Raw genomic sequence first — 25,415 nt, forward strand, 5'->3', positions numbered from 1 at the left:
ACCAGCCGATAAGAAGGTACACCTCTTATCGGCTGGTTTTGGGAAATTTATTTACGGCTATGATTTACAACTCCGAGCCATTGCTTTCAATGACCTTTTTATACCAGTAGAAGGAATCCTTGCGTGATCTTTCCAGCGTCCCGTTGCCGGAGTTGTCCTGATCCACATAGATAAAGCCATAACGTTTCTCCATCTCCGAGGTCGAACAGCTGATGATATCAATAGGTCCCCAACTGGTGAAGCCCATCAGTTCTACTCCGTCCTGTACAGCTTCTCTCATCTGTTCAATGTGCTTCTGCAGATAATCGATCCGGTAGGAATCATGGACAGAGCCGTCTTCTTCCACAACATCCTTCGCACCCAATCCATTCTCAACAATGAACAGAGGCATCCGGTAACGGTCATACAGCCGGTTAAGGGCAATTCTTAAGCCGATCGGATCAATAGGCCAGCCCCATTCCGACACCTGGAGATGCGGATTTTTGATCTGGCTTACGAGCATCCCTGAGTTGCTGTTGTCATTCGGGTCGTATTTGCCAATATAGGTCATGTAATAGCTGAACGCGATGTAATCCACCGTATTGTCCTTGAGAATCTGATCGTCACCAGGTTCTTTCACCAGCTCGATCTGATTCTCTTTGAAGTAACGCTGCATGTAGGCCGGATATTCTCCGCGCGCCTGAACCTCCGGATAGAACAGATTCATCTGATCTTCCTTGAGCGTCTGCAGCGCATCTTCAGGCTTGCTGGATGCCGCATAGGTCTCCAGACGGCAGATCATGCAGCCGATTTGGGCACCCGGGATCTTCTCCTTGCAGCTCTTAACCGCCAGCGCGCTGGCCACAAACTGATGGTGGGTAGCCTGATAAGCCACTTGCTCCTTGGTTCCCAGAATGCGGTCTTCGAGAATACCGCCTCCTGTATACAGGCTGGTCAGAATCATGTTCATTTCGTTGAAGGTAATCCAGTACTTGACTTTATTTTTGTATCTGTCGAATAGAGTATTGGCAAACTTCAGATACAACTCAATCATTTTCCGGTTTTCCCAGCCGTTATATTTTCTTGACAGCTCCACAGGCATTTCATAATGGGAGATGGTAACCAGCGGCTCAATTCCATACTTCAGCAGCTCATCAAACACTTTATCATAGAAAGCAAGTCCGGCTTCATTAGGTACCGTTTCTTCTCCCGTAGGGAAAATGCGCGTCCAGGCAATCGAAAGACGAAAGACCTTGAATCCCATCTCGGCAAAAAGTGCAATATCCTCTTTATAATGATTGTAGAAGTCCACACCCTTGCGCTTCGGAAAATAAACTCCGGTATCCCCGTCCAGATACTCCTCCAGCTGTACAGAATCCACATCGAACGTAAAATCCTTGCCGTCCCGCAATTCATGCGGGATAAACGGTGCCATATCTGAAGTGGATAGTCCTTTGCCATCCGCGTCGTAAGCCCCCTCCAACTGGTTGGCCGCTGTAGCTCCCCCCCATAAGAATCCTTGCGGAAAAGAAAATCCCTCTGTATGTTTTAACATGATTCATCTAACTCCTTCCAGAATGATATTTTTTTAGGATTGCTGATTATTTAATCGTGAAAAGAAGTATTCCATTCATTGGAATCACCCCCTTCACCTGGACTGGAACAACATCCAGATAATCCGGTGTATTGGTTACAATTACGGGCGAGACTATATTAATTCCTTTGGCTTCTATCGCCTCCAAGTCGAATTCGACAAGCAGATCGCCTTTTTCCACCTTTTGCTCAGGTACGACCTTCACATCGAAATGCTGGCCCTTAAGCGATACGGTATTTAATCCGATATGAACCAGCACCTCCACCCCTTCTGTGGAACGGAGCATCACTGCATGCTTCGATTTGGCAACCATCGTAACGATTCCGTCAAAAGGTGCTGTCATCCGTCCTTCGGCGGGCTTAACCGCAATGCCTTTACCTGTCAGCTCGTCTGCAAAGGTCTTGTCCGGCAAAAGCTGAAGCGCAACAAGCTCGCCCTGGAAGGGACTGAAGATTTCATTTTTCTTATCCTGTACAGATTGGACAGCCTGCGGTGCAGGGGTGCCTGCTTCGCTCCGGTCGGCAGCAGTACTCCCCATAGGCCGCTCGCTGCGGGCCTTTGCGCTGTCGGTCTCTTTCCAGAGTATCAGTGTCATGACGAAGGAGACGACAAAGCTGATGGCAATTCCGATCACTGCATAGCCGAAATTCTTCATCCCCCCACCCGGCTGGATATAGAGCGGGAGTGATAACAGGCCCGGGACGGCAAACCCGTAACATTTCAGTCCAACGGCAGTGATGAACCCGCCTCCGGCAGCCCCCCCGATGATCGAGGCATAGAAAGGTTTTTTGAGCTTAAGGCTGACCCCATACAACGCAGGCTCCGTAATTCCTAATAAGGCGGAAATCCCACTGGTCAGGGCCACAGATTTCATCTTTGGATCTTTGGTCCGAAGAAATACGGCGAGTACAGCTCCGGCTTGACTCAGATTGGTAATTAAGTTGATCGGCAGCAGCAGAACGTCATAACCGAGTTTGCTTAAGTTCTGCAAGGTTCCCGGGAAAAACGCGTAATGCATGCCTGTCATAACAATCAGCGGCATCAGGCCTCCAAGCACAATCCCTGTCAGCGGACCGGAGTGGGCAAACAGCCAGGATACGCCCTTCTCCAGATAGATCCCCCCGAAATTTCCCAAGGGACCGATGGCAATAAGCATTATAGGCACTGTAATTGCGAGAACCAGCATAGGCGTGAATATGATTTTAAGCGTATTCGGGATCAACCGGTCGATCAGGCGATAGACATAACTGAGCAGCCATACGCCCAGAATGATCGGAATCACGGATTGCGTGTAATTCACAATAGAGACCGGAAGGCCAAGGAAGGGGATTGCTTCCAGCTTCCCGGCATTATACGCATCCAGGATCGTCGGATACAGCAGGGTTCCCGCCAATGTCAGAGCCAGATATTCATTCACCTTGAACTTTCTGGCGGCAGAGACTGCGAGCAGAAACGGAAGGAAATAAAAAGAGGCATTGGCGATCATCGTGAATACGCTGTATTCTCCGCTGGTCTCCGAGATCCAGCCCAGTGTGACCAAGAGGGCAAGTACGCCCTTGAGCATCCCCGCACCTACAATCGCCGGCAGAATAGGCGTGAATATGCCGGAAATCGTATCAAGCACGGCATTGAATCCTCTCGCCCCGGTGCCTGAACGTTCTGCTCCGCTTAACTCAGACGTCGCTGATTCCTTCATAACATTCTCTACCTCCGCATAGACGGAGGCAACGTTATTTCCGATAACCACCTGGAACTGGTCATTCTGAAATTGTGCCCCCAGCACACCTTGCAGCTTCGTAATCTCAGCGACCTGAACCAGCTTCTCGTCCTTAACATTGAAGCGTAATCTTGTGATGCAGTGCCAGGCTTGAACAATGTTCGCACTTCCTCCGATTCGGCGGATAATCTCCTGGGACAATTCTCTGTTGTTCACTTGTCATTCCTCCTAAGAATGTAGGCATAAAAAAAACCAAATGTAATCCAAGTCTGCGTTGAACAGCAGATTCGGGAACATTTGGTGGTGCCTGATCGAGTCAGTAACACTCCATATTTCAAGAACGGGGATCACTCCGTACCGGAGCGCGAAGTCATTCGCTCCACATGAATAATCAGATAGACCATTTCGTCCTTGTTAATCGAGAAACCGTATTCCTTTTCCACAAAATGCTTAATCTTCTGGACACACTCGTAACTGTCGGGATATCTCGACGATAATATGTCATATAGAAAATGCTCATCCTTGAAGGATAGCATGACCTCGTTCATTTGCCTGACGACAAAATATCGCAAATGCGTGATGAATCTGGAGTAATTAATCGAATCCTGCTCCAGCTTGATGTTGAAGTGTTCCTTCATCAGTTCAATAATCTGGTTGATAATCGTTGTAATCTTCATCGTCTGATTCATGGTCCCATGATCAATCTGCGAATTCACCAAATGTAGTGCAATGAAACTGGCTTCTGCATCCGGCAGCTTCACCTGAAATGCTTCATTGATCATGCTTACAGCCTTTTGACCTGTCATGAACTCCTTGGGGTAGAGATTTCTAATCTCCCATTGCAGCGGATTCTGAATCTCCAGCTCATTCTTCAGCCGCTCCAAGGCGTAATGAATATGATCGGCCAAAGGCAAAAGAATGGAATCATTTAGCTTTGTACTAATATTCTGTTTGCCAAGTTGTATAATCTGGTCCGTAATATCTATAACCTGCAAAGGAATCTCATTAAAAAACTGCTCCATCCGCTGGTACCGTTCGTCAGCGCCAATCCGGAATGTTTTTTGTATATCTGCTTGGCTGATTTCCTGTCCCTTTGCTTTTTTGAAACCCACTCCCGTTCCAATTACAATCACTTCATTGCCGTCCGGGTCCTCTGCCAAAGCAATGTTATTATTTAGGGATTTCTTAAATTTCATTTGAGTTTCCTCCCTCTGAAAACCAAAAAACCACCACAGTCCGATATACAAGAAATGAAGCATTTCTCGTAGAATCATCGACGATGGTGGTGCCTGATCGAATCAGTGACACTCCTTAATATAGCCATATTGTATGTTTTTAGCCAGTCGGTGTCAACCCTTTTTTAAAGCGCTTTATTCTAAAAGCTCTCAATGCACTCTTTGTAAAGTTTTAAAATAAAATCGTTGCAGGTGTAACGCCCTTCGGATATTCCTCTTCCCATACTTTCTGCTCATCGTAAACCTTGAACCACATGTCGGCAATTACATCGGGGTCATTAACAGTGCCTGTTCCTTGTTTGATCATTACCCCTAATGACCTGTGTGCGACCAATATGCCCTTGGATTCAAGCTCTGCATGAAGATTCGTTATATAATTTCGCAGTCCTGCTAATCCAATTCCTACGTTCCCCATCATAGGAACTGGATACATGGCCGACAAACCGGTTGTAAACAGCAAAACACCTTCCTGCTTAGCCAGCATATCCGGCAATACCGCGTTGACCGTATTAATGGCACTTGCAACATAACCTTCAAACTGATCTCTGGCATTGTCAGGGGTTAATTCCAATACGGAGGTCGGGGGAAACTTACCCGGTGTTGGGCTGAATTCCAGTACATCAATATGTCCGTATTTGTCAGTTATCCCGTTCATTGCTTGTTCAATTTGTTCTTTGTTATAAATATCTGCCGTGAAAAACGAAGCTTCAATACTGTCTGCTCTCAGCTCATCCACCATTTCTTGCAGCTTGTCTTCATTACGCGATACGAGCGCAACTTGAAAATCCTCTTTGCCGAAGCGTTTGGCAATCGACAAGCCCAGACCTTTCCCTGCGCCGATAATTGCTATTGTTTTCATATGTTAACACTCCCTATTAAAGTCTTTTGACAATAATAAGTGTAAAACGTAGAATTAAACCATTCAATGGTCGATATGATGCGTAATGATAAATAAAATACAGATTTTAATAATCTGACTATTATATCTAAGAGGGAGTCATGGATGAGAACAGAAAAAGTAGATTTACGGATAATAAAAACAAGAAAAGCAATCAAAGAAGCCCTCTTAACCTTGATCCCGATCAAAGGTTACGACCGGATAACCGTCCAGGACATTGCCGATGAAGCCATGATTAACCGGAACACCTTTTATTTGCACTATATGGATAAACCTGATCTGATGGAAAAGCTAAGCCAGGAATGCCTTGAGATCTTAAATGACAGCCTCGCCTCAGAAATTACAAATCTTCAAGAAATCAATAAGTCAGTATTTACGGCGATTTTCAAAAAGATGTTCTTGAGCATTAAATCCGATATCCGTTTATATAGAACCATGCTTGGCGACAACGGTCAATTGAGCTTCTCCTCCCGCCTAAAGGATGTGTTAAGAAACCACATTCTTAATGGCGCGGCCCTTCCTATTCATGATAAAAAAAAGGTATTAGGCTTGGAATATATCATTTCAGGCCTGGTGGGCGTGATCTGCCTATGGATTAGCGATCCTGAACCACTTTCAATTGATGAAATCTCGGAGCAACTTAGTGATATTCATTTCAATAATTTTGTCCATTTATAGATACTCACTAACATTCTACGGAGGTGCATAGAAATGCTGATCCATACAGAATCCGATATTCTCCGGCTGGTGGGGGAGGATATCTGGATGATGGATATTCTGAACGCCGCCAGCACGCTGCAATTGCCGGACTGGTGGGTCTGCGCCGGATTCGTACGGTCCAAGATCTGGGATGTGCAGCACGGGTTAACGGCCAGAACTCCGCTCGCGGATATTGATGTGATCTATTATGACCCGGGCGACCTGCGGAAAGAAGCGGAGAAGTCATGGGAAGCGCAGTTGAAGAGCCGGTATCCCGGCATTCCCTGGTCCGTCAAGAACCAGGCCAGAATGCATATTGTCAATAACCTGCCGCCGTATTCCTCCTCCACAGACGGCATGTCCAAATTCCCAGAGACGGCAACGGCGTTGGGCCTCTCTCTCACCGAAGACGGTCAGCTGATCCTCGCGGCTCCCCATGGTGTTCAAGACGCGGTTCAGCTGGTATTACGGCCCTCGCCTTACTTCGCAGCCCATCCGCATCTGCTGCCTGTATTCGAGAGGCGGATAGCCGGCAAGAACTGGCAGAGCCTCTGGAGCGGGCTGCGCATTCTCCCGGCTGAACATGCCTAGTCTGGCCAGAAGAGGCCAAGCCCACAAGAAGAGCAGCAGGCGTCCCGGCCGGGAACAACCTGCTGCTCTTCTTGTGCTACACCGCCAGATCAATCCCCACCACACCGACAATCTCCCCGCGGCCATCCTTAATCACTCTGGAGAGGGTAATGCAGGAACGCTTCGTAATAGCTGACACGTACGGCTGTGATACGAATTGCCCTTCCGTCATTGCTCCGTTCCACCAGTCCCGGCGTTTCGCATTCAGCAGTCCGGCCGCAGGCTCGGAATAGATGAACGTACCATCCGTCCGGTTGGACCAGATCGCCTGCACATCCGGCACCTTGTGCATACAGGCCGTAAGGACCCTGCCATGGATATCCGTATCCAGCGTGTCCATCTCCTGCTTGGCAGCTATCTCCTGAAGCAACAGCTGCATATCCTGCAGCCGCGCCGTATTGTGGCTCTGCTCCATCACTTCGCGTCCGGCAATGCCATTCACCGACTGCTGCAGAGCCTGAGATTCCAGCAGCAGACTCGCGCTAATCTCATTAAGCTGTCCAATCTGCGTCCGCTGCCGGGTTACCTGCTCCAGGGTCAGATCTACGCCTGCTATAGTCTCATTAACAATGCCCACCGCGCCGCTCAGCTCACTGGTTACCTCTTCAATCAGCCTGCTCTGCCGCTGGGCCGCTGCAGCCGATTCCGCGACAACGGCTCCAACCTCTTCCACCCTTGCCGAGATATCCCCCAGGCGCTGCTTCACGGTAGCTACTTCTTGCACACCATGCTCCACCGCAGCCTGCTCTTTCGTTACGGATTCCAGCACCTGCCGCACGCCATTATTAATGTCAAGCAGCACGGCCGAGGAGCGTTCAACCGAATCACGGCTCTGATCGGCCAGCTGCCTGATCCGGCCCGCAACCACTGCGAACCCACGGCCAGCCTCACCCGCCCGTGCAGCTTCAATCGAGGCATTAAGAGCCAGCAGCGAGGTTTCATTGCCGATGCCTACAATCAGGGAGTTCATCTCTTCGACCAAGGCGATATGTCCGCTTAATGCGGTGAATTTGCCCAGCATATCTCCGCTCTGCTCCTGCAATTCCACCATGACCCCATCTGTATTCTGCAGCGAATCCAGCATATCTGCCACTCCCGTGCGCGCCGCCTGCATCGCTGCATTCAGCCTTCCGTTCAATTCTCCCAGATGTCCGGTAACCGCTGCTACTCCGCCCATTGTGGCAAAAGCCCCTTCTATATTGGCCTTCGCTTCATTACTGCGGGTCTGCAGCTCCACTTCATAGGCATGGGAATAGTCTGCCGTCTGCTGAAGCCCTCCGGTATGACGGGTGATCTCCTCCAAAGCGCCATGCAGCCGGTCTGAGGTCACCACGATCTCATTGCCGAGCAGCTCTACTCTGTCCCGGGATTCCGCCAATTGGCTTGCGCTGTGCACGCCGCTGCGGCGGATATCCAGCGCAAGCCCGGCAAGTGCCGCCATCAGCAGCAGATAGACAACCTTATGAACCCAGTACATCTCAATCCATAAGCTATATAGACCAACAACCAGCAGCAGAACAATAGTGACAGCGGCCTTACTCCGGCGAATTCCCATCCTGCATATTCACTCCACTCTATCATGTTATGTATTCTAACATTATATCAGCAGAGTTAAATTAAGGGAACTATTTCTTCGCCATCATCCCGCGCGCGATCCAGACTCCAGCCGCCCCGGCCTGGGCCAGTCCCCGGGTAATGCCCGCCCCGTCGCCGCCGCAGTAGAGACCGGAGATCTCCGTCTCGAATTGCTCCGTCAGCTTCGGGCGGGCGGAATAGAACTTTGCTTCCACGCCATAGAACAGCGTATGCTCGGAGGCTATCCCCGGGGTTACTTTTTCCAGGGCCTCGACCATTTCAATCAGGCTCTTCATCGTGATGTACGGCAGCACCAGTCCCAGATCGCCAGGCACCGCTTCCTTCAGCGTAGGCTCCAGGAATCCTTCCTTGATCCGGGTCTCCGTAGACCGGCGTCCGCGCAGGATATCTCCATATTTCTGCACAATGACACCGCCGCTGGACAAATCATTCGCCCGCTTGCAGATCTCCCGGGCATATTCATTCGGCTTGTCGAACGGCTCCGTGAAGGTATGGGAGACCAGCAGCGCGAAGTTGGTATTCTTCGAGCCCAGCGCCGGGTCCTTGTAGGAGTGGCCGTTCGCCGCCATCACTCCGCTGTGATTCTCCACAACCACATGACCGGAAGGATTGCTGCAGAAGGTACGGACCCGCGTCCCCACAGAGGTGTTGAAGATGAATTTGCCTTCATACAGATGCTCGTTAATCTCCCGCATCACCACATCTGAGGTTTCAACACGCACCCCGACATCGACCTGGTTATTGTACATTTTGAGCCGGCGCTTCTTCAGTACGGCAGTCAGCCAGGCCGAGCCGTCCCGTCCGGGAGCAATCATCACCTGATCTGCCTCATGACTCTCCCCGTTCTTCAGGGTAATGCCTGTAATGCGGTGGGTTCCGTTCTCTTTGACGGTGACTATATCCTCGACCTCTGTTTTGTACAGCATATCAATGCGTGTCCGCAAATATTCATAGATCGACTTCAGAATCTCCAGGTTTTGTTCCGTTCCGAGGTGGCGGACCTGGGCCCGCAGCAGCTTCAGTCCGGCGGCATATCCCCGCTGTTCAATCCCGCGGATGCTCTCCGTGGTGGGATCGGTAATCACCGGTGTTGCACCATGCGCAAGGTTAATCCCGTCCACATATTCAATCAGCTCCATCACCTTGGAAGGAGGCAGATAATCCGTCATCCAGCCGCCGAATTCGGTCGTGATGTTGAATTTGCCGTCACTGTACGCGCCTGCACCGCCGAAGCCCGCAGTAATGGAGCAGGCCGGCAGACAACCGGCGAATTCCTTGCGGCCTGAGGCCGGCGGGCAGAGCTTGATTTTCTCCTCCAGAATCGGGCAGCTGCGGCGGTAGATATCATGTCCCTTGTCAACCAGCAGTACCTTCATCTCAGGAGCCTTAAGCGTTAATTCATAACAGGCAAAGATGCCGGCCGGACCGGCTCCAACCACAATCACATCATATTTACTCATATCTTCTCTGTTCCTCCCAGGGTGAAACGGCTCCGTCCTTCATTGACCAAGGCCTGAAGCGTTTCTGCGGTATATAGTTTCCAATTGCAAGACAGCACAAAAAATCCCTGCCTCATCATAGGTATGCAAAATGCACCCTATTCGTAGCCAGGAATTTACGGTCCCCTGTAGAAACCCCCAAACCTTATCATTGAGGATATACGAACAGCTCCACCCGTTATTACGGGCCAATTGGAATTCTACAGAAATAATGCGAATGTGTCAATGATAAATCCTGTTTATAATTCGTGTTTAGGACATATAATGATGATTAATCCCTATATTAAATCATAAATACATCAATAAAGACGAACGTTATTCCCTTCCTATACGATTGAACTTGAAGATTCTCTGGAATCCCGGCATTAATACCCAACATAAGTCCCAGAAGGAAAAACGAGAACATTGTCGAATATATAAGTACATTGACACTGGAAAAGAGGAACATCTTATGCAGATCCCGCCCCCTACTCCTCGCCAAATGTATTGGAACCGCGTCATCCTCAATACCTTTTGGATGGCGTTTATTGTTTATATGGCAAGCCAGCTATATGTTTGCTTATCCATGTGGGGCCACCGGCCCGAGTTGTCCGACAAGCCATATCTCATTAGGCATATCTGGATTCCAGATGCTATTCTGTTCGCCCTGATGCTGATTCTGGAAGCCGTTCATAAATACAAGCCGTTGTTATCTGAATTCTCAATTATTCTTGGAAGTCACCTGTGCGGCATCGTGTTTATCCTGAATCTTAGTTCCGAATATCATGTGAAGCCGCTGATTATGCTGCTTCCCCTGCTGGTATCCATGATCTATCTGAGGGAGAATTATCTGAGGGCTTCCTCTGTGATCTGCCTCATCTACATCATCATGTTATTTCTGAACACCTCTGTTTACGATTACACGCTGCGCATCCAGAACATCATTATCACCCTGATCTTAGCCGGAACCGCCCTGGCCGGCTTCGGTGTCATTGCCCGGGGCAAGGATCTTATGCGGTCACTCGAGAATTCGGTGAAGTCTGAGCAGGAGCTGCGCATCCAGAATATCATTATGGACAGGCTGTCCAAAATCGACCCCTTGACCGATCTGTATAACCACAAGACCTTCCATGAATATCTGGGCTGGCTGATTGAGCACCAGCAGAGCAACCCTTTTCCCATGCAGCTGGCTGTTATTGATATCGACAATTTCAAACAAGTAAACGATCAATATGGACACTGGGTGGGGGACATTGTACTTAAGCAGGTGGCCGCCGTAATGCTGCAGCATATCGGTTCGGATGATTTCGCAGCGCGGTACGGGGGTGAAGAGTTCGTAATTATCCTGACAGCCAAGCAGGTGGCTGATTCCGAGCGGATCATGGAGAAGATACTCACCGGGATTGCCGGGCTTCCCATCAGCGAAATGGAGAACAAGGCCGTTACGGTGAGCATCGGAATGCATGATTATAGTAAGGGTGATTCCAAGAGCTCCACCTTTCAGCAGGCGGACGACGCGCTCTATGAGGCCAAAAAAACAGGGAAAAACAAAATGGTTATCGTATGACATCCGCTCCATATCTTCGCTGCGGAACGAGCAGATCCACTACCTGGCGCTGCGGCACCGGCCGGCTGATCAGATAACCCTGCACCTTGTCACAGCCCGATTCCTTGAGAAAAGCCAGCTGTCCGGCATCCTCAACCCCCTCGGCTACCACATCCAGACCCATCTTGTGGCCCAGGATAATGATCGTCTGGACAAAGGATTCGCTGAAGGCTTTGTCCGCCAGGGAATCAATGAAGATCTTGTCCATTTTGAGCGTGGAGATCGGCAGCTGCTGCAGATAGCTAAGGGAGGAATACCCCGTTCCGAAATCATCCAGTGCAATCCGGATACCCCGGGACTTAAGGAATTCCAGCTTGCTGACCGTACTCCCGAACGATTCCATGAATATCGACTCGGTAATTTCCAGCTCCAGACTGGATGCCGCAAGGCCGCTCTCCTCCAGGCTGTCCAGCACAATCTCAACGAAATCATCCTGCAATAGCTGAATGATGGAGATGTTCACCGATATTTTGTAGGGGATTCCGGTAAGCTGGTGAATGCTGTTCATGAACTTGCAGGCTTCCCGCAGCACCCATTCCCCGATATAGATAATTAATCTGGAATCCTCGGCGATCTTGATGAAGGAGAGCGGAGAGACGAACCCGAGAACCGGACTGTTCCAGCGGATCAGGGCTTCGAAGCCTGAGATCAGCCCTGTCTCAATCTGTACCTGCGGCTGATAGTGCAGCTCAAATTCATTATTGTTCATGGCACTGCGCAGATGCTTCTCAATGTTCATCCGGTCATTGAAGGCGGTGTGCATGGATTTGTCATACACCACGTAAGTGCTCTTCCCCTCTTCCTTGGCCCGGTACATCGCTACATCGGCATTCTTCAGAATCTCTTCCGTTGTCTCGCCGTCCTCGGGATAGAAGGAGATCCCGATACTGGAGGAGACATACAGATTGCTCTCGCCGATAAGAAACGACTTGCGGAAGGCGCGCATAATATCCTCCGCCAGATTGAGAACATCCACCCGGCTCTCGATATCCTGGAGGAACACGACATACTCGTCTCCGCCGAGCCGCGACAGCATATCCCTCTCACGCACAACCGATTGCAGACGCTCGCTGGCTTTGCGGATCAGAATATCGCCGGATTTGTGTCCAAGCGTATCATTAATGTACTTGAAGTTATCCATATCTACAAAAAGCAGCGCCGCTCTGCCGCCCGGCCGGCGGAAATAACCCTCCATCGTCTCCAGCAGACAGAGCCGGTTGGGAAGACCGCTGAGAGAATCCACATAAGCCAGACGGTGCATATTCTTCTGATTCTCCAGCAGCATATCATATTGCCCTACAAGCTCCTCCTGCGTCGCGGTAAGCTGCTCATAGGTTGCTTCAAGCTCCTGATAGCTGTGGTTCAGATTGAATTCAGCCTGCTTGCGTTTGCTGATGTCGATCAGTGAGCCCAGGAACAAGACGATCTGGTCCCGCGGGTCCACGATAGCCTTCCCCCGCACCTCAAACCACACATATTCCCCCTGCCGGGTCCTCATCCGGTATTCGGTTTCATAGATCGGGGTTAGCCCGGTAAGATGCGCCTGTCTGGCTTGGTTCGCAGACTCCTGATCATCCGGATGAATAATGCTGAGGACGCCTCCCTCGAAGGAGTTGATCTCTGCTTCGGTATAATCCATCACCTCATACCAGCGGTCAGAGAGCTTGTAGAAGCCGCTCTTCCAGTCCAGCTCCCACATGTATGCACCTGAGCCTTCCGAGGCCAGACGGAACCGCCGTTCGCTGACCCCCAGCTTGTTAAGCTGGTCCTGCAGCTCAACCTCAGTTGCCGCCAACTCCTCATAGGTGGCTTCCAGTTCCTCGTAACTAAGCTGCAGCTTAAGCTCATTCTGCTTGCGTTCGTCGATATCAATGCCTACCAGCACGAAGATATCCTCCGCCTGCTCGTCCATCCCCTTAATTAAGGCAGTGCGTACAGAGAAATAATGCGCACCCGGAGAATGGTCGGGAAGCTTCAGCTCGACATTAGTCACATAATCCTTATATACCGCTTTGATCAAGAGATCTCTTAGCACGGCTGCTCCGCCTTCAAGCCCGGATAGCTCATCAATGCTAACGCCGAGTACTTCCTTCTCCTTAAGGCCGGTCATGGCCTCGGCATACTTATTGAAGCGCACGCTCCGTTTGTCCCCGTGAACAGCCCAGACAATTACTCCGGTATTCTCGATCACATCCTTGAAGAATTCCTGTTCAGAATGAATCGTGCGGCGCAGACGCCGGATATAGATCCGGAGCAGGAGCGCCCCGAATACCAGAAGAACGGCACCAAAGGCAAATCCGGCAAAAATCCGGCTGCGCATCATTTCATTATAACTGTCCGAATGAATGAAGAAATACTTCTGGTACAGCTCCTCAAAAGCTCCCGAGCGTTCCAGATGCTCGATCCGCGCATTCACATAGGGCACCAGCTCCGGCCTCGATTTGCTAATGCCGAACGCGACATCCTGGGGATACAAGTTGCTCATTTTACGGATAATACTGCCGGTTAACCCCTGTTCAACAATCAGATAATCAACAACACCCTGATTCTCGAATAACAGGTCAATCTTGCCTTGTCCGAGAGCCGCTACAGCCTCCGGTACGGTCGCATATTCTATGTATTCCGATGGCGGGATGCCCACCTTATTCTGCAGAACCATTGCTGCATACTGCCCTTTGCCCACACCGATTCTGTACTTGCTGAGTGTGCTCAGCTTCACTTCTTCCTGAAGCTCTTGACGCGAATAGACGGAGATGCAGCTCTTTAACACAGGCTTCGAGAACAGGATACTCTGCTTCCTCTCCTCGCTTACAGCCATTAGCCCGGTTGTATCAATCGCTCCCTCAGTAAGCTGCCGGTACGTCTGCTCCCATTCTCCTGTGCTGTAGTGGACAAGATATTCCTGCTTCTCGAACACCATACTGGTCAGATCCATATCGAAGCCCGTCAGATAACCATTCTGTATGTACTTATAAGGTGGATACTCCAGTTCTGCCTGGTACTTAATCTCCTGTCTTTCGGCATAAGCGGCAGCGGGGTGTGCAAGCACGAGCACAATGCTAATTAGAAGCAACAATTTACACCGCTTCATCGCAATTCTCCTTTATCCAAGTATAAGAATTTATATGCACACTTGCAGTTGAATCGGCTTAACGTATGTATACCAAGCTTATTCGACAAAAAATGGTAGGGTTCCTGCTCCTAACGACTCAATTCTGATAAAATGTGCAAATTCTGCAGAATCGTTTACTTAATAGCGAAAGAAACACATGGAATCAAATTTATCATCCATCTTTAGAATTTATATTGCTTTTTGCGCTTAAAATGTGGATAATAGCAGTAATGGTTGATAATGATTATCATTATTGGATGTATATCATTCATATTTTTATATTTGAGTTAAAAGGAGACTGAACACCCATGAACGCAGCCACTACCCGGACCGCCTTGCAGGTTGACGATTACCTGGATCTGCTCAATCTTGCTGTAAAAGTTGGAGATATGAAATGGCAGAAAGAAATCAAGTCCAGACTTCAATATATCCTTTGTCTGCAAACCCGATAGTTCATTTCATACAGGAATAGATAAGACGCACTTAAGATTTGTACTTGAAGCTAGTCGTCACTGCGGTGAACATTTGGACTTCCGGCCGCTGCCCATCCCCAGATTTCTTGATCCAAACCGCTGTTCGCGGGTGAAATCCGGTGACAAAGGCGGTCGCTACCGCTCCTACAGTTCCAAATTTCCCCTCCGTTTCTTTTTGCTTCGTTAATTCTTTAGTGCCTCTTATATAGAGAGCACATACAGAGCCGCATCCCTTAATGGGGTGCGGTTTTTTTGATGGGCAAAATCTTTTCCACCTGCCCTTTATCCGGTTAATTCCCGGGCGCCTGCATCTGCAGCCCTCAGAATGTGTAATGATATAGTATAATGATCAGCATACTATAACGACAATAGCCTATAGATCGGAGTGTGTCAGATTGAGAAAAATCCTCTCTTTAGTCTTGATATTATCCTTACTGTGGATACCCGGGGTCTATGCTGCCGATATTCCCGCACAGCAGGGAGCCATTACAGATGAAGCCCGGCTGCTCACAGCCAAAGAAGCCGATAACCTTACCCGGATGGCTACTACAGACCGTTATACCTTCCATGTCTTAACGATTGATTCACTGAATGGGAACAATTCGTCCAGTTATGCGGCGGATGTATATGATACCTGGGGGCTGAAGACCCGGGACATTCTGCTTCTGATTGCTTACGGAGATCAGCAGACGGAGATTAGCTTCATTAACCGGGATCTTCAGAATGCACTCGATACCTGGTCGAAGAAACAGGGCGGTGCTACGGGCAGCGCAGCAATCAGCAAGGTGCTGGAGACCTATTTCAATCCTTATGCCAGAGACGGCGATATTGCCGGAGGCATCGGCTCCGTAATTCAGGAGCTGCAGGCCATAGGCAACAGCACGCAGAACGGCACAACTGGCGGTGGTACGGCTGGTGGTGTCCAGACAGGAACGGGTGGGGTTAGCGGCAGCAGCGACGGAACGCGCAGCGGCTTCCCTCTCTTAACCCTCGCAGCTGTCGTTGCCGGTGCTGCCTTGCTGCTGCTCCTGCTGTATGTACTGATTACCGGAATGCGCCGCCGCCAAGGGCTTGTTAAGCAGCAGGAGCAGCTGGCAGACCTGCTGGTGCGGGCGAACCGTGCCTTGGAGTCCCTTCAGCCTTTTCAGGGAATCGTACAAGGCAAGACCGGAGAGCTGGTGGAGGGCATCTCGAAGCGCCTCACCTCCCGGCTGGTGGAAATCTCAGCGCTGCAGACAGCCGGGCAAGGACCATTGCCGCCGTTCTACCGTTTGTCTGCACTCAAGGCGGCGGCAGAGGAGCTTCAGAGGGCAGAGGGGGAATTCCGCGTCTCCCTGGAAGAAGAAGAGAAGAACATCGCGGTCATTAGCGATGCTGACCGGAACGTCAAACAGCAGATCACCGAGCTGAAAGAGGATGCGCCGGAGCTTGAGGGGCAATTGCAGCAAGCTGCCCAAGAGACGGGCTATACGCTACAGGAGATCGCCGAAGATCTTCAGGAGCTGGCTGAGGAGACTGCCAAAGCTGATCAACTGGAGCTGTTCGACCCGATTGCCGCGCAGGAGATCACTGAAGAAGCGCAGGAGCGGCAAGAGCAGATTGAGCAGGACTTGCAGGATGTGGATGCCTTTCACGATAAGCTGCAGGCTTTCCCGGGTGTTCTGGCTGCAACCCGCAGCCGCATTGCCGGATTGATTGACCAGCATTCCCTGCACAACATGAAGGTCAAGCCTTATGACAGCCTGGAGCAGGCTTCCGCTGCCGCGAGTTCCATGGAAGCGCCGCTGCACAGCGGCGATATGGACGAAGTGCGCCGGACCGGCGCTGCACTGGATGCGCTGCTCGCCGAAGCCGTTGCTATGACGGAGCGCCAGGCTATGATCCGGCAGAATAATCTTCGAGACCTGGAGACTGTGCGCAGTAAATGGGGAACGCTGACCCAGCAGCGCAATGACCTTCAGAGCAGGCTTGCCGGGGCGAAGAACCGGTTCGCCCGGCAGCATCTGGACAGTCTGGAACAGCTGCTGGAGAAGACCGGCGGCGCACTGCGGCAGGGTGCGGCTGAGGTGCCGCAGATTGAGACCTGGACCAGCGACGCACGCGGGGAGTATGACAAGGCACGCAGCGGACTCGACGGGCTGCTTGCCCTGCAGGACGAGACGGAAGGCAGCTTCAACAGTATCAGCGGAAGTCTGGACGCTCTAGAGGAACGTCTGGATAGCTTAAGAAGGCTGTTCAGCGAAGGACAGAGCCGGGTGGATGCCGCGCACAATCTGCTGCATAGCAGAGGTATTGCCTCGCAGAGCCGCTTCCAGCTATCCCTGCTGCCGGAGTACGGCGAGCTGGAGCAGCGTCTCTCCTCCAGTCCATACGATCTGGATGAACTGGAGAGCACCGGGCGCTCCTATGCTTCGCAGATTTCCTCCTTCGTGGAAGAAGCGAACCGCCTAGTCCGTCAGAAGGAGGAGGCCGAGCGCGCAGCCAGGCTGGCCATGATGCGGGAACAGCAGCGCCGGGAGCAGGCCCGCCGCAGGAATTCCTCCGGGGGCGGGTTCGGCGGCGGGCGCTCATCGGGCGGCTCCTCTTGGGGCGGCGGTGGCGGTGGCGGTGGCGGGCGCTCATCGGGCGGTTCTTCCTGGGGCGGCGGCAAGTCCGGCCGCAGCTCGGGCGGCTCCAAGTGGTAGCCGGATGCCTGGCGGGAAGTCCTAGTTTGCAGGCAATCTGCTACCGGAGTGCATTACGACAGTATAGTTAAATAGACTCAAGTAGACGCGGAAAGTTTATTCAAGTGGAAATTGTACATCTAATTTGGCGTGCTGGGACACTTACAAAAAAATAGTTGGAAAAACAACACTTAATCGGTCCGATGCCCGCTAAACTTCTAGGGTTCGGTCGATTAGGTGTATTTTTTCCAACTGCTTATCCGTAACACTCTATTTTGGCAGAATTAAATGCCTTTTTTCCAACTGCTATGTTCGGAGCCGCCCTGTCCGTTCTCTTCCCTCTCGACCCGGATAACGACGGCCACAGGCGCAAGCAACCCTGCGCCTCCTTAGTGGGACTCCTCATCCAGGAACGGCTTGTTCACATAGTAATACATCACGCCCATCAGCACACCGCCGCCGATGAGATTGCCCAGCGTAACCGGGACGAGATTATGCACAACGCCTCCCCAGGAGATAGTGCCGGGGTGATCCAGGACGAGGGCAATCGCGAAGGTACACATGTTGGCAATACTATGCTCATACCCGGAGATGAAGAAGCAGAATACGAATAGAACCATGGCGAACATTTTGGCCCCGTCGTTCTTCATCGACATCGGTACGAAGAATGCCAGGCACACGAGCCAGTTACAAAGAATCGCCCGGAAGAACAGCTGCATCGCCGGAGCTTCCATCTTGTGGGCAACCACATTCAGGAGGAACCCGTTCACCGACGAGTCATAGAACAATCCGGTCAAAAAAATAAGCAATGCGAAGGCCGTTGCCCCAAGAATGTTGCCCAGGTAGCTTACCACCCACATCCGCACTACCTCGGTCCATGCCATCTTGCGCCGCAATGCCGCATAGGTGTAATAGAAGGTATCCCCGGTGAATAAATCTCCCCCGCCGTAGGAAATCAGGATGATGGCTGCGCCGAACGTGATCGCAGCCATCGGATAAGTCATCGGCGATTGTTCCATGTAGAAAAAGTTGCCGGTCTTAAAGGCTACGATTACGCCGAATCCGATAAACATGCTGGCGAGCATGGCTCTGGCAATATACCGGAATACGCTTTGCCGGAAAATTTTCTGTTTCTTAAGTGCCAGCTTCTCCACCTGCAGCAGTGCCTCGTTCTCCATTTGACCTCCGTCTTCGCTTCATATTTTCAGTGATACGGAGACTGACAGGCAGCCTCCAGGTTATTATACCCAATAAACCACTGGAAATTGCTTGAATCACAGCGCGTCAAAAATGTATGGAATCCGTGCACTCCCCGCATCCGCATCACAGGCTATTCTCATCCGGATCATTCAGCCTGGCGATAGCTTCCGCTTTCTCACTGCTGGCTACGACGATGAGCACCACTATCAAACACCCCAGAATCATCCGCTTATCCCCTCTTTCTCCATAGGTCGCCTTAGTGACAACTTATGTGGAAGAGTAGAGCAATATGAATGGGGGACGAATCAAACCATCAGTTCAAAAAGCTGCTCAGCCCGTTCTCCGCCTGCTTCAAGGCCTGCGGCTGCGATCCCTCATTCAGTCCCAGCCGGTTGTTGAGCTGAGTGTTGATGGTCGTCATTTTGGACGTATAGTCCTGACAGCTCTCGATAATCCGCCGGTTGGATTGCTCCGAGGTATCCAGAGCACTGAGCAGATCGCCAATGGCCTGATTGACGGCTTCGAGCGACATGGACGGCTTGGAGAGCAGCTCCGTGGTCTTCTCGGTAGTCGTACGCAGCAGCCGTGCATTCTCCTTGAACTGATCTTCGATGGTCTTGTTGGTAGCTTCTACCGCATTAATGACATTCTCCTGATCGGCCAGGGACATGGCAATCATCGCCGAGACGGTGATCAGGTTAGAGGTCTTATCAATGGCATTGTTCACGGAATCAATCAGCTTGTCGTTGTTGTCATTGATGATATCCGTTGCGGCAATCGCCTGATTGTAGAGCAGAATCATCTCGGTCATGGACTGAATCCGCACCATCACCTTGCGCAGTCCCCGTTCCAGGTACGCTTTGCGGAATTCATTCTCCGGCTTGGCGATCTCTGCCTCGAACAGTTCCTTCAGCTTATTGCCGAAGGCAATCTTCGTCTGCAGGTTATAAATCTCCTCCATCGAGGTCCGCTTCAGCTGGCGCATATTGACGATGCTCTCTTCCAGCGTATCGCGGCCGTCCCGCAGACCGGTGATGATGGCATCAATGTTGGTGCGGACAGACTGATATTTGTAGACGTAATTCTTGAGCGGACTCTTGCGCAGCATTTTGCCGAAAAAGCTGACATTCTTACTCTGCTGGAGCGTCTCGCACTCATTACGCAGCTTCATGATCATATTCGGCACTTCCACCCGCTTGCCGCTCATCAGGTCATTGACCGGACGATCCAGCAGCTTCAGGGTTTGCCCTGCCTTCTCCTGCGTCTTCACTCCAAGCTTGCCGATATCGTCCATCAGGGAATCCAGGGCTACGGTGTCGGTCTTGGCTACCTTCTCAATCAACTGGGAAGCTTCCTCTACGACCTTCTGTTCATCTTCTTTTCTCAGCTCGATCAACTGCGTGGACATGGTTCTCCTCCTCCTATAGTTCGGAACTGCTGTAACGCTGATGAATCAGTTCCGCCTTGGTCTGAAGTTCCATCAGGTCTTTATGTTCGATCGTAGACGCAATATCGGATATCTTGGCATCGACATCGCGCAGACCGTTCAGCAGCATTCTCCGGTTTCTTGTCTTGGCCTCGCCGCCGAGGCGCAGGAACGGGTTGATAACACCATTGAGATCCTTCAGCACCAGCCTGCGCACGGTATGGTTGATATCGCCGTTGCCCAGCTCCTGCAGCAGCGGAATGACGCGCTGCAGCCTGGCGAACAGCGCCAGCGACTTCTCGACAATCTCATTGTCCAGTGTATCCTTCTGCCCTTCGGAGATAATCATGTCCTCCAGGATGCCCAGATACTCCACCACCGGAGCGAACTCTGCTCCGATCCGCACTTCCTCCCTGTGCCCGGCTCCCGCCTGGGCCAAAGGGGCCTGTCCTGCTGCGGCGGGCAGACCTGCTGCGGCTGCGGCACCAGCCGGTGCCTGAGGTGCTGCTGGCGCAGCCGCAGGGATAGCCTCCGGCTCTTGCCCGGCAGGAATAACCTCTACCGGGAGATTCACTCTGCTGCGCCTGAACTCGGGCACCGCAAGCGCGGCTCCGATCACAGGAAACAGCAGCGAGACCAGCTCAGGCAGGAATCCGCCGGTCAGTGCGGCTACGACATAACCGGCACCGGCATAAGCCAGTACTTTGAATTTAGCTTGCATTCCTCTCACCTCTTATGAGCGTGAATGCTTCACGCTCCATTCACAGAATCCGCAACTACGGATTCTCCGTTTATTTTCATAATCAGCGGCTGCTCGACATGGCTTGCCAGGACGTTATGCTCGAACCCGGCAGGCTGAACCTCGCCGCCGAGTGCGCTTTTGACCGCCAGATAAGGGAAGTTGATCCCGGACAGACAAGTGACATGCAGTCCGCCGGACATCCGCGGGTTAATCTCCAGCAGCTTGGGAACGTCACCGCTGTATTTCATCTGGATATTGAAATTGAAGGGAATCCGGTAGGTCTCAGCCACCCGGCGGGCCACCTCCGCAAGCTCCGGAATATGCTCCATCAGCCGCAGACGGCCGCCAGCCTTACGGCGGGGTACTGCGGCCAGCAGGCTGCCGTGCTCATCCGACAGGCAGTCAATGCTGTATTCGTAGCCCTCCAGAAGCTCCATCACCATCAGGTTAGGGAAGCTTCCGGCATCCGCAAGAATACGGTAAGCCTCCTCGAAGGAGATCAGCGGTGTCACATGGCCGAACAGCTCCTCCAGAGGACTGCGGTCATTATCTATAATCCGGAAGCCGAGGCCGCCTTCTGTTTCGGTAGGCTTGAAGCAGACCTTATGTCCTTTGGCTGCGAGATCCTCATAAGCTTCCCTGAATTGTTCCGCATTACTAACCACATGATAATCTGGAATCGTCATAATCCCGGTAGCCTTCACACTCTCATAGAACTTGCCTTTGTCCATGATCATCTCCAGCAGGTCCAGATCACGGCAGACCAGCACCTTCGTCCCGATGTCATCGAACAGGGAGGCATGCAGGGCAATATCCAGCATATGCAGCCGGGGGATGAAGAGATCAATCTCATTCCGGCGGCAGAAATCCACGCAGAACTGCACATATTCGATGCCTTCAAGCGCAGGCTCGGTTCCGGCCACATCGGCGCCTTGCAGCGACATATGGTGGATATCCGGATGGGTGGCGAAGATTTGAACCGGGAGGCCGTCTTCATTGCTCCGGATGAGATTCATGTAATGATAAGCCACGGAGAACCAGCGGTTGAAATATATATTTACTTTTTTCATGGTGGTGGGCCAACTCCCAATGCTGTCAAATTATTATAGATCCTTTGAACATATTGCATAATCTCATCCCCGGCAAAAACACCCGATTGCTCCGTAAATGGATACTCTAAGTTTACTAGACCTGCCTGCTGCTCGGCAAATATTTCTCCGTGACAAGGGGCAATGGCATAGTCTGCGGCGGCCAGCAGGCTTTTATCCAGAAGGGAATCGCCCGAGGCCACCATCGGCTCCGAATGAACCGTGCGGCGGACATGGAGAATAGCATCGCTTTTGTTGACAGCCTCCGGCACAATATAGAGCTTGCGCCCCTGCAGGGATACCCTCCAGCCCAGATTCTCGAGCCGCTGCGCCATACGGCTAATCTCATCCAGCGGCAACGAATCACGGTGCACGACGAAGGTGTAGAACAGTTCATCACAGTACCGTTCGCTGATAATCCATTCTGCCCGGACCACGGAGCGGACGATCCTTCCAGCCTCCTCAGCCGGAGCCGAACCACGCTCCACCAGACGGCCGACCGCCGACCGCCAGTCCTGATCGAGCACCCCGTTCACAAGAATATTCCCTCCGTTGCTGGTAATCGCGTAATCCGGAATGACCGTCTCCTGGAACAAGTTGATCCGCCGGTATTGTGCAATGGTGCGGGTAGTCACCGGCATGAACACAATCTTCGCCGCAAGCTCCTTCAGCCTGTCCAGAGCGTGCTGTGAAATATAGGAGACCGTTCTGCCGTCTACAACCTCTGCGGGCACCAGGCCGGGCGTATCTTCCGGAACTCCTATCGCGCTAAGAGAATAGATCAGGGTCCGATCCAGATCGCTGGCGTAGATCATTCACTCTCCCCTTTCAGCGGCTTGATGATTCCGCAGCAGGAGTACGTCAGGCCCGGATAGACCTCTACTGGTACGCCCCGGTCTTCGGCCAGCAGCAGGATATGCCGCAGGTTGGGATTGTCTATCGTATCGACAAGTATTTTCCAGGGTACTCTTCGCAGGAGCACGCGTGTGGTCTCGCCAACGCCCGGCTTCACCAGATTGATATTATCAATGCCGAAGGCTTCCTGAATACTGCGGATATCCGCCAAGCCCTGCCAGGTAATCTCCGGCGGATGCTCACGCATCTCCTTAGCCAACCGGTGCGCCTCTGCCGCGACTTCAGGGAAATACGGGACAATCGCATCAATGAATACATTGGACAGATCACTGTCCAGCCATTCCTTGTAGAATTTGGCTCCGTGGAATTCCTCCGGCCCGATCAGATCGTCACGCAGCACGGTGCGGCTCATCAGACCGGATACGGTAGAGTTCAGGCAAGCGCTTGGAATCAGATAATCCTCCCGGGTACCGAAGGTTCCCGAGCAATATCCTGGATCAGCGAGTACGGCCAAATCATCATTCAGCGTAATGCCATATTTGTTGTACATGCTCTCACAAGCCTCGATCAGCACCTGCCGGATAGCTCCCTTGCCGGTCCAGCCGTCAATGAATTGCAGCTCGGCATCCCTTCCGTGCTGCTGCAGCATATACAGCACTGCATTCTCATCAATCCCCTTGCCGCGGATAATCGAGATGCTATAATGCGGCAGATCCGCCGCATATTGCTCAAGAATATAACGTTTGATCAGTACGCCAATAGGGGTACCTGCTCTCGCCAGGGAGACCAGCACGGTCTTCGCGGTCCCCCGCCGGGCTACGATCATCTCCGATACAACCGCCACAGCCAGCGCCACCTTCCTGGCGGTATGCTGCAGCGTATCATGGAATAATTCGATATACTGCTCTGTCGGCTGGTATTCCACAGGAAGCATCTCCGAATAATGCACTCCCGACTGGATCGCTTCCTCCCGCTCGGCCGTTCCCCGCTCCAGAGACACATCGCTGAGGTCCTTCAGCAGGAAGGTAACATCGGAGGCAGGGTAGCTGCCCAGCGGAACCGGAGGGGTTATTCTTCTATTCCTAATCGCTTCGGTCTCTATTCCCTTCATAGCCGTGAGCCTCCCGTGTCTGGTTCTGGGGTGAGTATAACAAGATGTACCTTATTGCCCGCCAGCCGCTGTAAAATATCCGTCATCGGCTCCATACGCTGCCGGGGCACCTCACGCTCAAGCAGGACGAAGATATCGTCATACTGGCCAGGTTCAACATTATAGATGAAATTCATAATCTCCGTATCTCCGGCGGACGGATACGCGGCGGCGCTGTGCACACCGTAATCCGCCCGCCGCTCCGGATGGATCGGGCTGCGGGTAGAGGACTGATGAGACACGCCTTCACCCATCTCCGCCGCAATCCGCATCGGCAGGTACATGAACTCGCCTACTCCCATCACCAGGGCACGGGAGCCTTCCCGCAAGTTCCGGAGCTGCTCTGCCACGCGGCTTACACCGGCATCAAGCTGCACATTATCCTCTGATTTCAGGCCAAAGCGGCCGCTGAGCTTCAGATATGTCGCCGGATTGATCACGCCTTGTGCATCCACAGAGGTTACAGGCAGCCGTTCCAGGCCATCCCGCACATAAGTGGTTACAAGCTCTGCACCTCCAGCGGAGGCTTCAGCCGCGCTTCCGGCCGCCGCCTGCAGCAGCGGCGTTCCCTCAACCTGAATGCTTCCCTGCAGCAGGGATAGTGCGGTAATCCTTATACCCAGCTCCTGCTCCAGATCTTGGTAAGCCTGAATATTGCGGGCACTCCGCCAATCGAGCAGCGATGCCACTACATATTCCCTGCGCGGGAATTTGGACTGGATATCCCGGATGATATTAATCGCCGTATTCCCGGTCGTAATCTCATCATCCACCAGTACAATGGGCTCCGTTCCCGATAACAGCTTGGCATCCAAGGCGTAACAGAAATGATCTACCGCATGGGAATGCTCCTCTTCAAAGGTGACCACCGATTCCAGCTCAGGAATATTCTCACGCGTAGTATGAATATAGGAAGCTCCGCCGGCGAACACATGGTACATGCTGTGGCCCAAGGCGGTAGCGGTTTCGGCGAACCCGATGAATAGGGCCGGCTGAGGCAGAACCAGACGCGCAGCAAGCAGCGCATGATAGGCCTCTTCGGCACATTCAGGATGAATCAGGCCATGGACAGCCTGATTCATCAGCTGGTCCATCACTTGCCGGTCCGCGGTATCCGCACACTTCTCCAGATACAGCAGCAGGGCAAGCGCCGCGCCGCCAAGCAGCGGTGTATAAGGCCCTACGGGAATATGCTTCCCCAGCACTTTGCTGACGAATAGAAAAGAGCGTTTCTTGTTAATACGTGCGGCCATGGAGAATAAGGAGTCCACGGG

General features: G+C 52.0%; 19 protein-coding genes and 1 riboswitch. Of the genes, 5 read left to right on the plus strand and 14 right to left on the minus strand.

Features of this window, described 5'->3' with window-relative positions; genetic code table 11:
- Positions 1-64: 64 nt before the first annotated feature.
- The 4 genes from HQN87_RS15565 to HQN87_RS15580 form a co-directional block, all read right to left on the minus strand.
- Entirely contained in the window at positions 65-1,534 is a 1,470-nt protein-coding gene (locus HQN87_RS15565; RefSeq protein WP_173135012.1) for a glycoside hydrolase family 1 protein, read from the minus strand.
- A gap of 46 nt (positions 1,535-1,580) precedes the next feature.
- Complete coding sequence (locus HQN87_RS15570; RefSeq protein WP_173135015.1) at positions 1,581-3,506, minus strand: beta-glucoside-specific PTS transporter subunit IIABC; 1,926 nt, start codon at positions 3,504-3,506, stop codon at positions 1,581-1,583.
- A gap of 131 nt (positions 3,507-3,637) precedes the next feature.
- Positions 3,638-4,486 carry a BglG family transcription antiterminator LicT gene (licT, locus tag HQN87_RS15575; protein WP_173135019.1) on the minus strand — a complete coding sequence of 283 codons (849 nt, stop codon included), beginning with the start codon at positions 4,484-4,486 and terminating at the stop codon, positions 3,638-3,640.
- A gap of 211 nt (positions 4,487-4,697) precedes the next feature.
- The gene (locus HQN87_RS15580) at positions 4,698-5,384 is read right to left on the minus strand and encodes an SDR family NAD(P)-dependent oxidoreductase (protein ID WP_173135023.1); all 687 of its coding nucleotides are present in this window, start codon (positions 5,382-5,384) and stop codon (positions 4,698-4,700) included.
- A gap of 144 nt (positions 5,385-5,528) precedes the next feature.
- Between HQN87_RS15580 and HQN87_RS15585 the strand changes: the two genes are divergently transcribed.
- Positions 5,529-6,101, plus strand: coding sequence for a TetR/AcrR family transcriptional regulator (locus HQN87_RS15585; RefSeq protein WP_173135026.1), 573 nt, complete (start codon positions 5,529-5,531; stop codon positions 6,099-6,101).
- Positions 6,102-6,134: 33 nt separating this feature from the next.
- A complete protein-coding gene (locus HQN87_RS15590; RefSeq protein WP_173135030.1) occupies positions 6,135-6,713 on the plus strand; it encodes a nucleotidyltransferase family protein in 579 nt (192 codons plus the stop codon).
- Positions 6,714-6,789: 76 nt separating this feature from the next.
- Here HQN87_RS15590 and HQN87_RS15595 read toward each other — a convergent pair whose 3' ends face one another.
- Together HQN87_RS15595 and HQN87_RS15600 are read right to left on the minus strand one after the other, a co-directional pair.
- The gene (locus HQN87_RS15595; RefSeq protein WP_173135033.1) at positions 6,790-8,307 is read right to left on the minus strand and encodes a methyl-accepting chemotaxis protein; all 1,518 of its coding nucleotides are present in this window, start codon (positions 8,305-8,307) and stop codon (positions 6,790-6,792) included.
- Positions 8,308-8,377: 70 nt separating this feature from the next.
- A complete protein-coding gene (locus HQN87_RS15600) occupies positions 8,378-9,808 on the minus strand; it encodes an NAD(P)/FAD-dependent oxidoreductase (RefSeq protein ID WP_173135036.1) in 1,431 nt (476 codons plus the stop codon).
- A gap of 124 nt (positions 9,809-9,932) precedes the next feature.
- Positions 9,933-10,032, minus strand: a riboswitch (purine riboswitch).
- 296 nt (positions 10,033-10,328) lie between these two features.
- On the opposite strand from HQN87_RS15600, the gene HQN87_RS15605 reads away from it, so the two are divergent.
- Positions 10,329-11,393, plus strand: a complete 1,065-nt coding sequence (locus tag HQN87_RS15605; RefSeq protein ID WP_173135038.1) for a GGDEF domain-containing protein — start codon at positions 10,329-10,331, stop codon at positions 11,391-11,393.
- On the opposite strand, the gene HQN87_RS15610 is transcribed toward HQN87_RS15605, so the two are convergent.
- Complete coding sequence (locus HQN87_RS15610) at positions 11,383-14,523, minus strand: EAL domain-containing protein (RefSeq protein WP_173135041.1); 3,141 nt, start codon at positions 14,521-14,523, stop codon at positions 11,383-11,385. The two genes, HQN87_RS15605 and HQN87_RS15610, sit on opposite strands and share 11 nt — an antisense overlap.
- Before the next feature lie 329 nt (positions 14,524-14,852).
- Here HQN87_RS15610 and HQN87_RS15615 point away from each other — a divergent pair, with 329 nt between their 5' ends.
- Together HQN87_RS15615 and HQN87_RS15620 are read left to right on the plus strand one after the other, a co-directional pair.
- The gene (locus tag HQN87_RS15615) at positions 14,853-14,996 is read left to right on the plus strand and encodes a hypothetical protein (RefSeq protein ID WP_171720322.1); all 144 of its coding nucleotides are present in this window, start codon (positions 14,853-14,855) and stop codon (positions 14,994-14,996) included.
- A 440-nt stretch (positions 14,997-15,436) separates the two neighbouring features.
- Positions 15,437-17,701: a TPM domain-containing protein gene (locus tag HQN87_RS15620; RefSeq protein ID WP_173135057.1), complete on the plus strand. Its 2,265-nt coding sequence runs from the start codon at positions 15,437-15,439 to the stop codon at positions 17,699-17,701.
- 368 nt (positions 17,702-18,069) lie between these two features.
- On the opposite strand, the gene HQN87_RS15625 is transcribed toward HQN87_RS15620, so the two are convergent.
- The 7 genes from HQN87_RS15625 to HQN87_RS15655 form a co-directional block, all read right to left on the minus strand.
- Positions 18,070-18,858 (minus strand): formate/nitrite transporter family protein, encoded by a 789-nt coding sequence (locus HQN87_RS15625; RefSeq protein ID WP_173135060.1) that lies wholly within the window; start codon positions 18,856-18,858, stop codon positions 18,070-18,072.
- Between the two features lie 335 nt (positions 18,859-19,193).
- Complete coding sequence (locus tag HQN87_RS15630) at positions 19,194-20,288, minus strand: toxic anion resistance protein (RefSeq protein WP_173135063.1); 1,095 nt, start codon at positions 20,286-20,288, stop codon at positions 19,194-19,196.
- 13 nt (positions 20,289-20,301) lie between these two features.
- Entirely contained in the window at positions 20,302-21,027 is a 726-nt protein-coding gene (locus HQN87_RS15635; RefSeq protein ID WP_173135066.1) for a hypothetical protein, read from the minus strand.
- A gap of 29 nt (positions 21,028-21,056) precedes the next feature.
- Entirely contained in the window at positions 21,057-22,118 is a 1,062-nt protein-coding gene (locus HQN87_RS15640) for an ATP-grasp domain-containing protein (protein WP_173135069.1), read from the minus strand.
- The gene (locus HQN87_RS15645; RefSeq protein WP_173135072.1) at positions 22,115-22,951 is read right to left on the minus strand and encodes an HAD family hydrolase; all 837 of its coding nucleotides are present in this window, start codon (positions 22,949-22,951) and stop codon (positions 22,115-22,117) included. The genes HQN87_RS15640 and HQN87_RS15645 overlap by 4 nt, the downstream gene beginning before the upstream one ends.
- The gene (locus HQN87_RS15650) at positions 22,948-24,102 is read right to left on the minus strand and encodes a cysteine protease StiP family protein (protein ID WP_173135075.1); all 1,155 of its coding nucleotides are present in this window, start codon (positions 24,100-24,102) and stop codon (positions 22,948-22,950) included. The genes HQN87_RS15645 and HQN87_RS15650 overlap by 4 nt, the downstream gene beginning before the upstream one ends.
- Positions 24,099-25,394 carry a phosphoribosyltransferase family protein gene (locus tag HQN87_RS15655; RefSeq protein ID WP_173135754.1) on the minus strand — a complete coding sequence of 432 codons (1,296 nt, stop codon included), beginning with the start codon at positions 25,392-25,394 and terminating at the stop codon, positions 24,099-24,101. Before HQN87_RS15655 ends, HQN87_RS15650 begins: the two co-directional genes overlap by 4 nt.
- Positions 25,395-25,415 lie beyond the last annotated feature (21 nt).

The sequence above is a fragment of the Paenibacillus tritici genome (genome assembly GCF_013204885.1).
GTDB classification, from domain to species: domain Bacteria; phylum Bacillota; class Bacilli; order Paenibacillales; family Paenibacillaceae; genus Paenibacillus_AQ; species Paenibacillus_AQ tritici.

Coding starts and splice junctions, on each gene's coding strand:
- HQN87_RS15565 (WP_173135012.1), bottom strand. CDS start 1,534: ATGTTAAAACATACAGAGGGATTTTCTTTTCCGCAAGGATTCTTATGG.
- licT (WP_173135019.1), bottom strand. CDS start 4,486: ATGAAATTTAAGAAATCCCTAAATAATAACATTGCTTTGGCAGAGGAC.
- HQN87_RS15580 (WP_173135023.1), bottom strand. CDS start 5,384: ATGAAAACAATAGCAATTATCGGCGCAGGGAAAGGTCTGGGCTTGTCG.
- HQN87_RS15585 (WP_173135026.1), top strand. CDS start 5,529: ATGAGAACAGAAAAAGTAGATTTACGGATAATAAAAACAAGAAAAGCA.
- HQN87_RS15590 (WP_173135030.1), top strand. CDS start 6,135: ATGCTGATCCATACAGAATCCGATATTCTCCGGCTGGTGGGGGAGGAT.
- HQN87_RS15595 (WP_173135033.1), bottom strand. CDS start 8,307: ATGGGAATTCGCCGGAGTAAGGCCGCTGTCACTATTGTTCTGCTGCTG.
- HQN87_RS15600 (WP_173135036.1), bottom strand. CDS start 9,808: ATGAGTAAATATGATGTGATTGTGGTTGGAGCCGGTCCGGCCGGCATC.
- HQN87_RS15605 (WP_173135038.1), top strand. CDS start 10,329: ATGTATTGGAACCGCGTCATCCTCAATACCTTTTGGATGGCGTTTATT.
- HQN87_RS15610 (WP_173135041.1), bottom strand. CDS start 14,523: ATGAAGCGGTGTAAATTGTTGCTTCTAATTAGCATTGTGCTCGTGCTT.
- HQN87_RS15615 (WP_171720322.1), top strand. CDS start 14,853: ATGAACGCAGCCACTACCCGGACCGCCTTGCAGGTTGACGATTACCTG.
- HQN87_RS15625 (WP_173135060.1), bottom strand. CDS start 18,858: ATGGAGAACGAGGCACTGCTGCAGGTGGAGAAGCTGGCACTTAAGAAA.
- HQN87_RS15630 (WP_173135063.1), bottom strand. CDS start 20,288: ATGTCCACGCAGTTGATCGAGCTGAGAAAAGAAGATGAACAGAAGGTC.
- HQN87_RS15635 (WP_173135066.1), bottom strand. CDS start 21,027: ATGCAAGCTAAATTCAAAGTACTGGCTTATGCCGGTGCCGGTTATGTC.
- HQN87_RS15640 (WP_173135069.1), bottom strand. CDS start 22,118: ATGAAAAAAGTAAATATATATTTCAACCGCTGGTTCTCCGTGGCTTAT.
- HQN87_RS15645 (WP_173135072.1), bottom strand. CDS start 22,951: ATGATCTACGCCAGCGATCTGGATCGGACCCTGATCTATTCTCTTAGC.
- HQN87_RS15650 (WP_173135075.1), bottom strand. CDS start 24,102: ATGAAGGGAATAGAGACCGAAGCGATTAGGAATAGAAGAATAACCCCT.
- HQN87_RS15655 (WP_173135754.1), bottom strand. CDS start 25,394: ATGGCCGCACGTATTAACAAGAAACGCTCTTTTCTATTCGTCAGCAAA.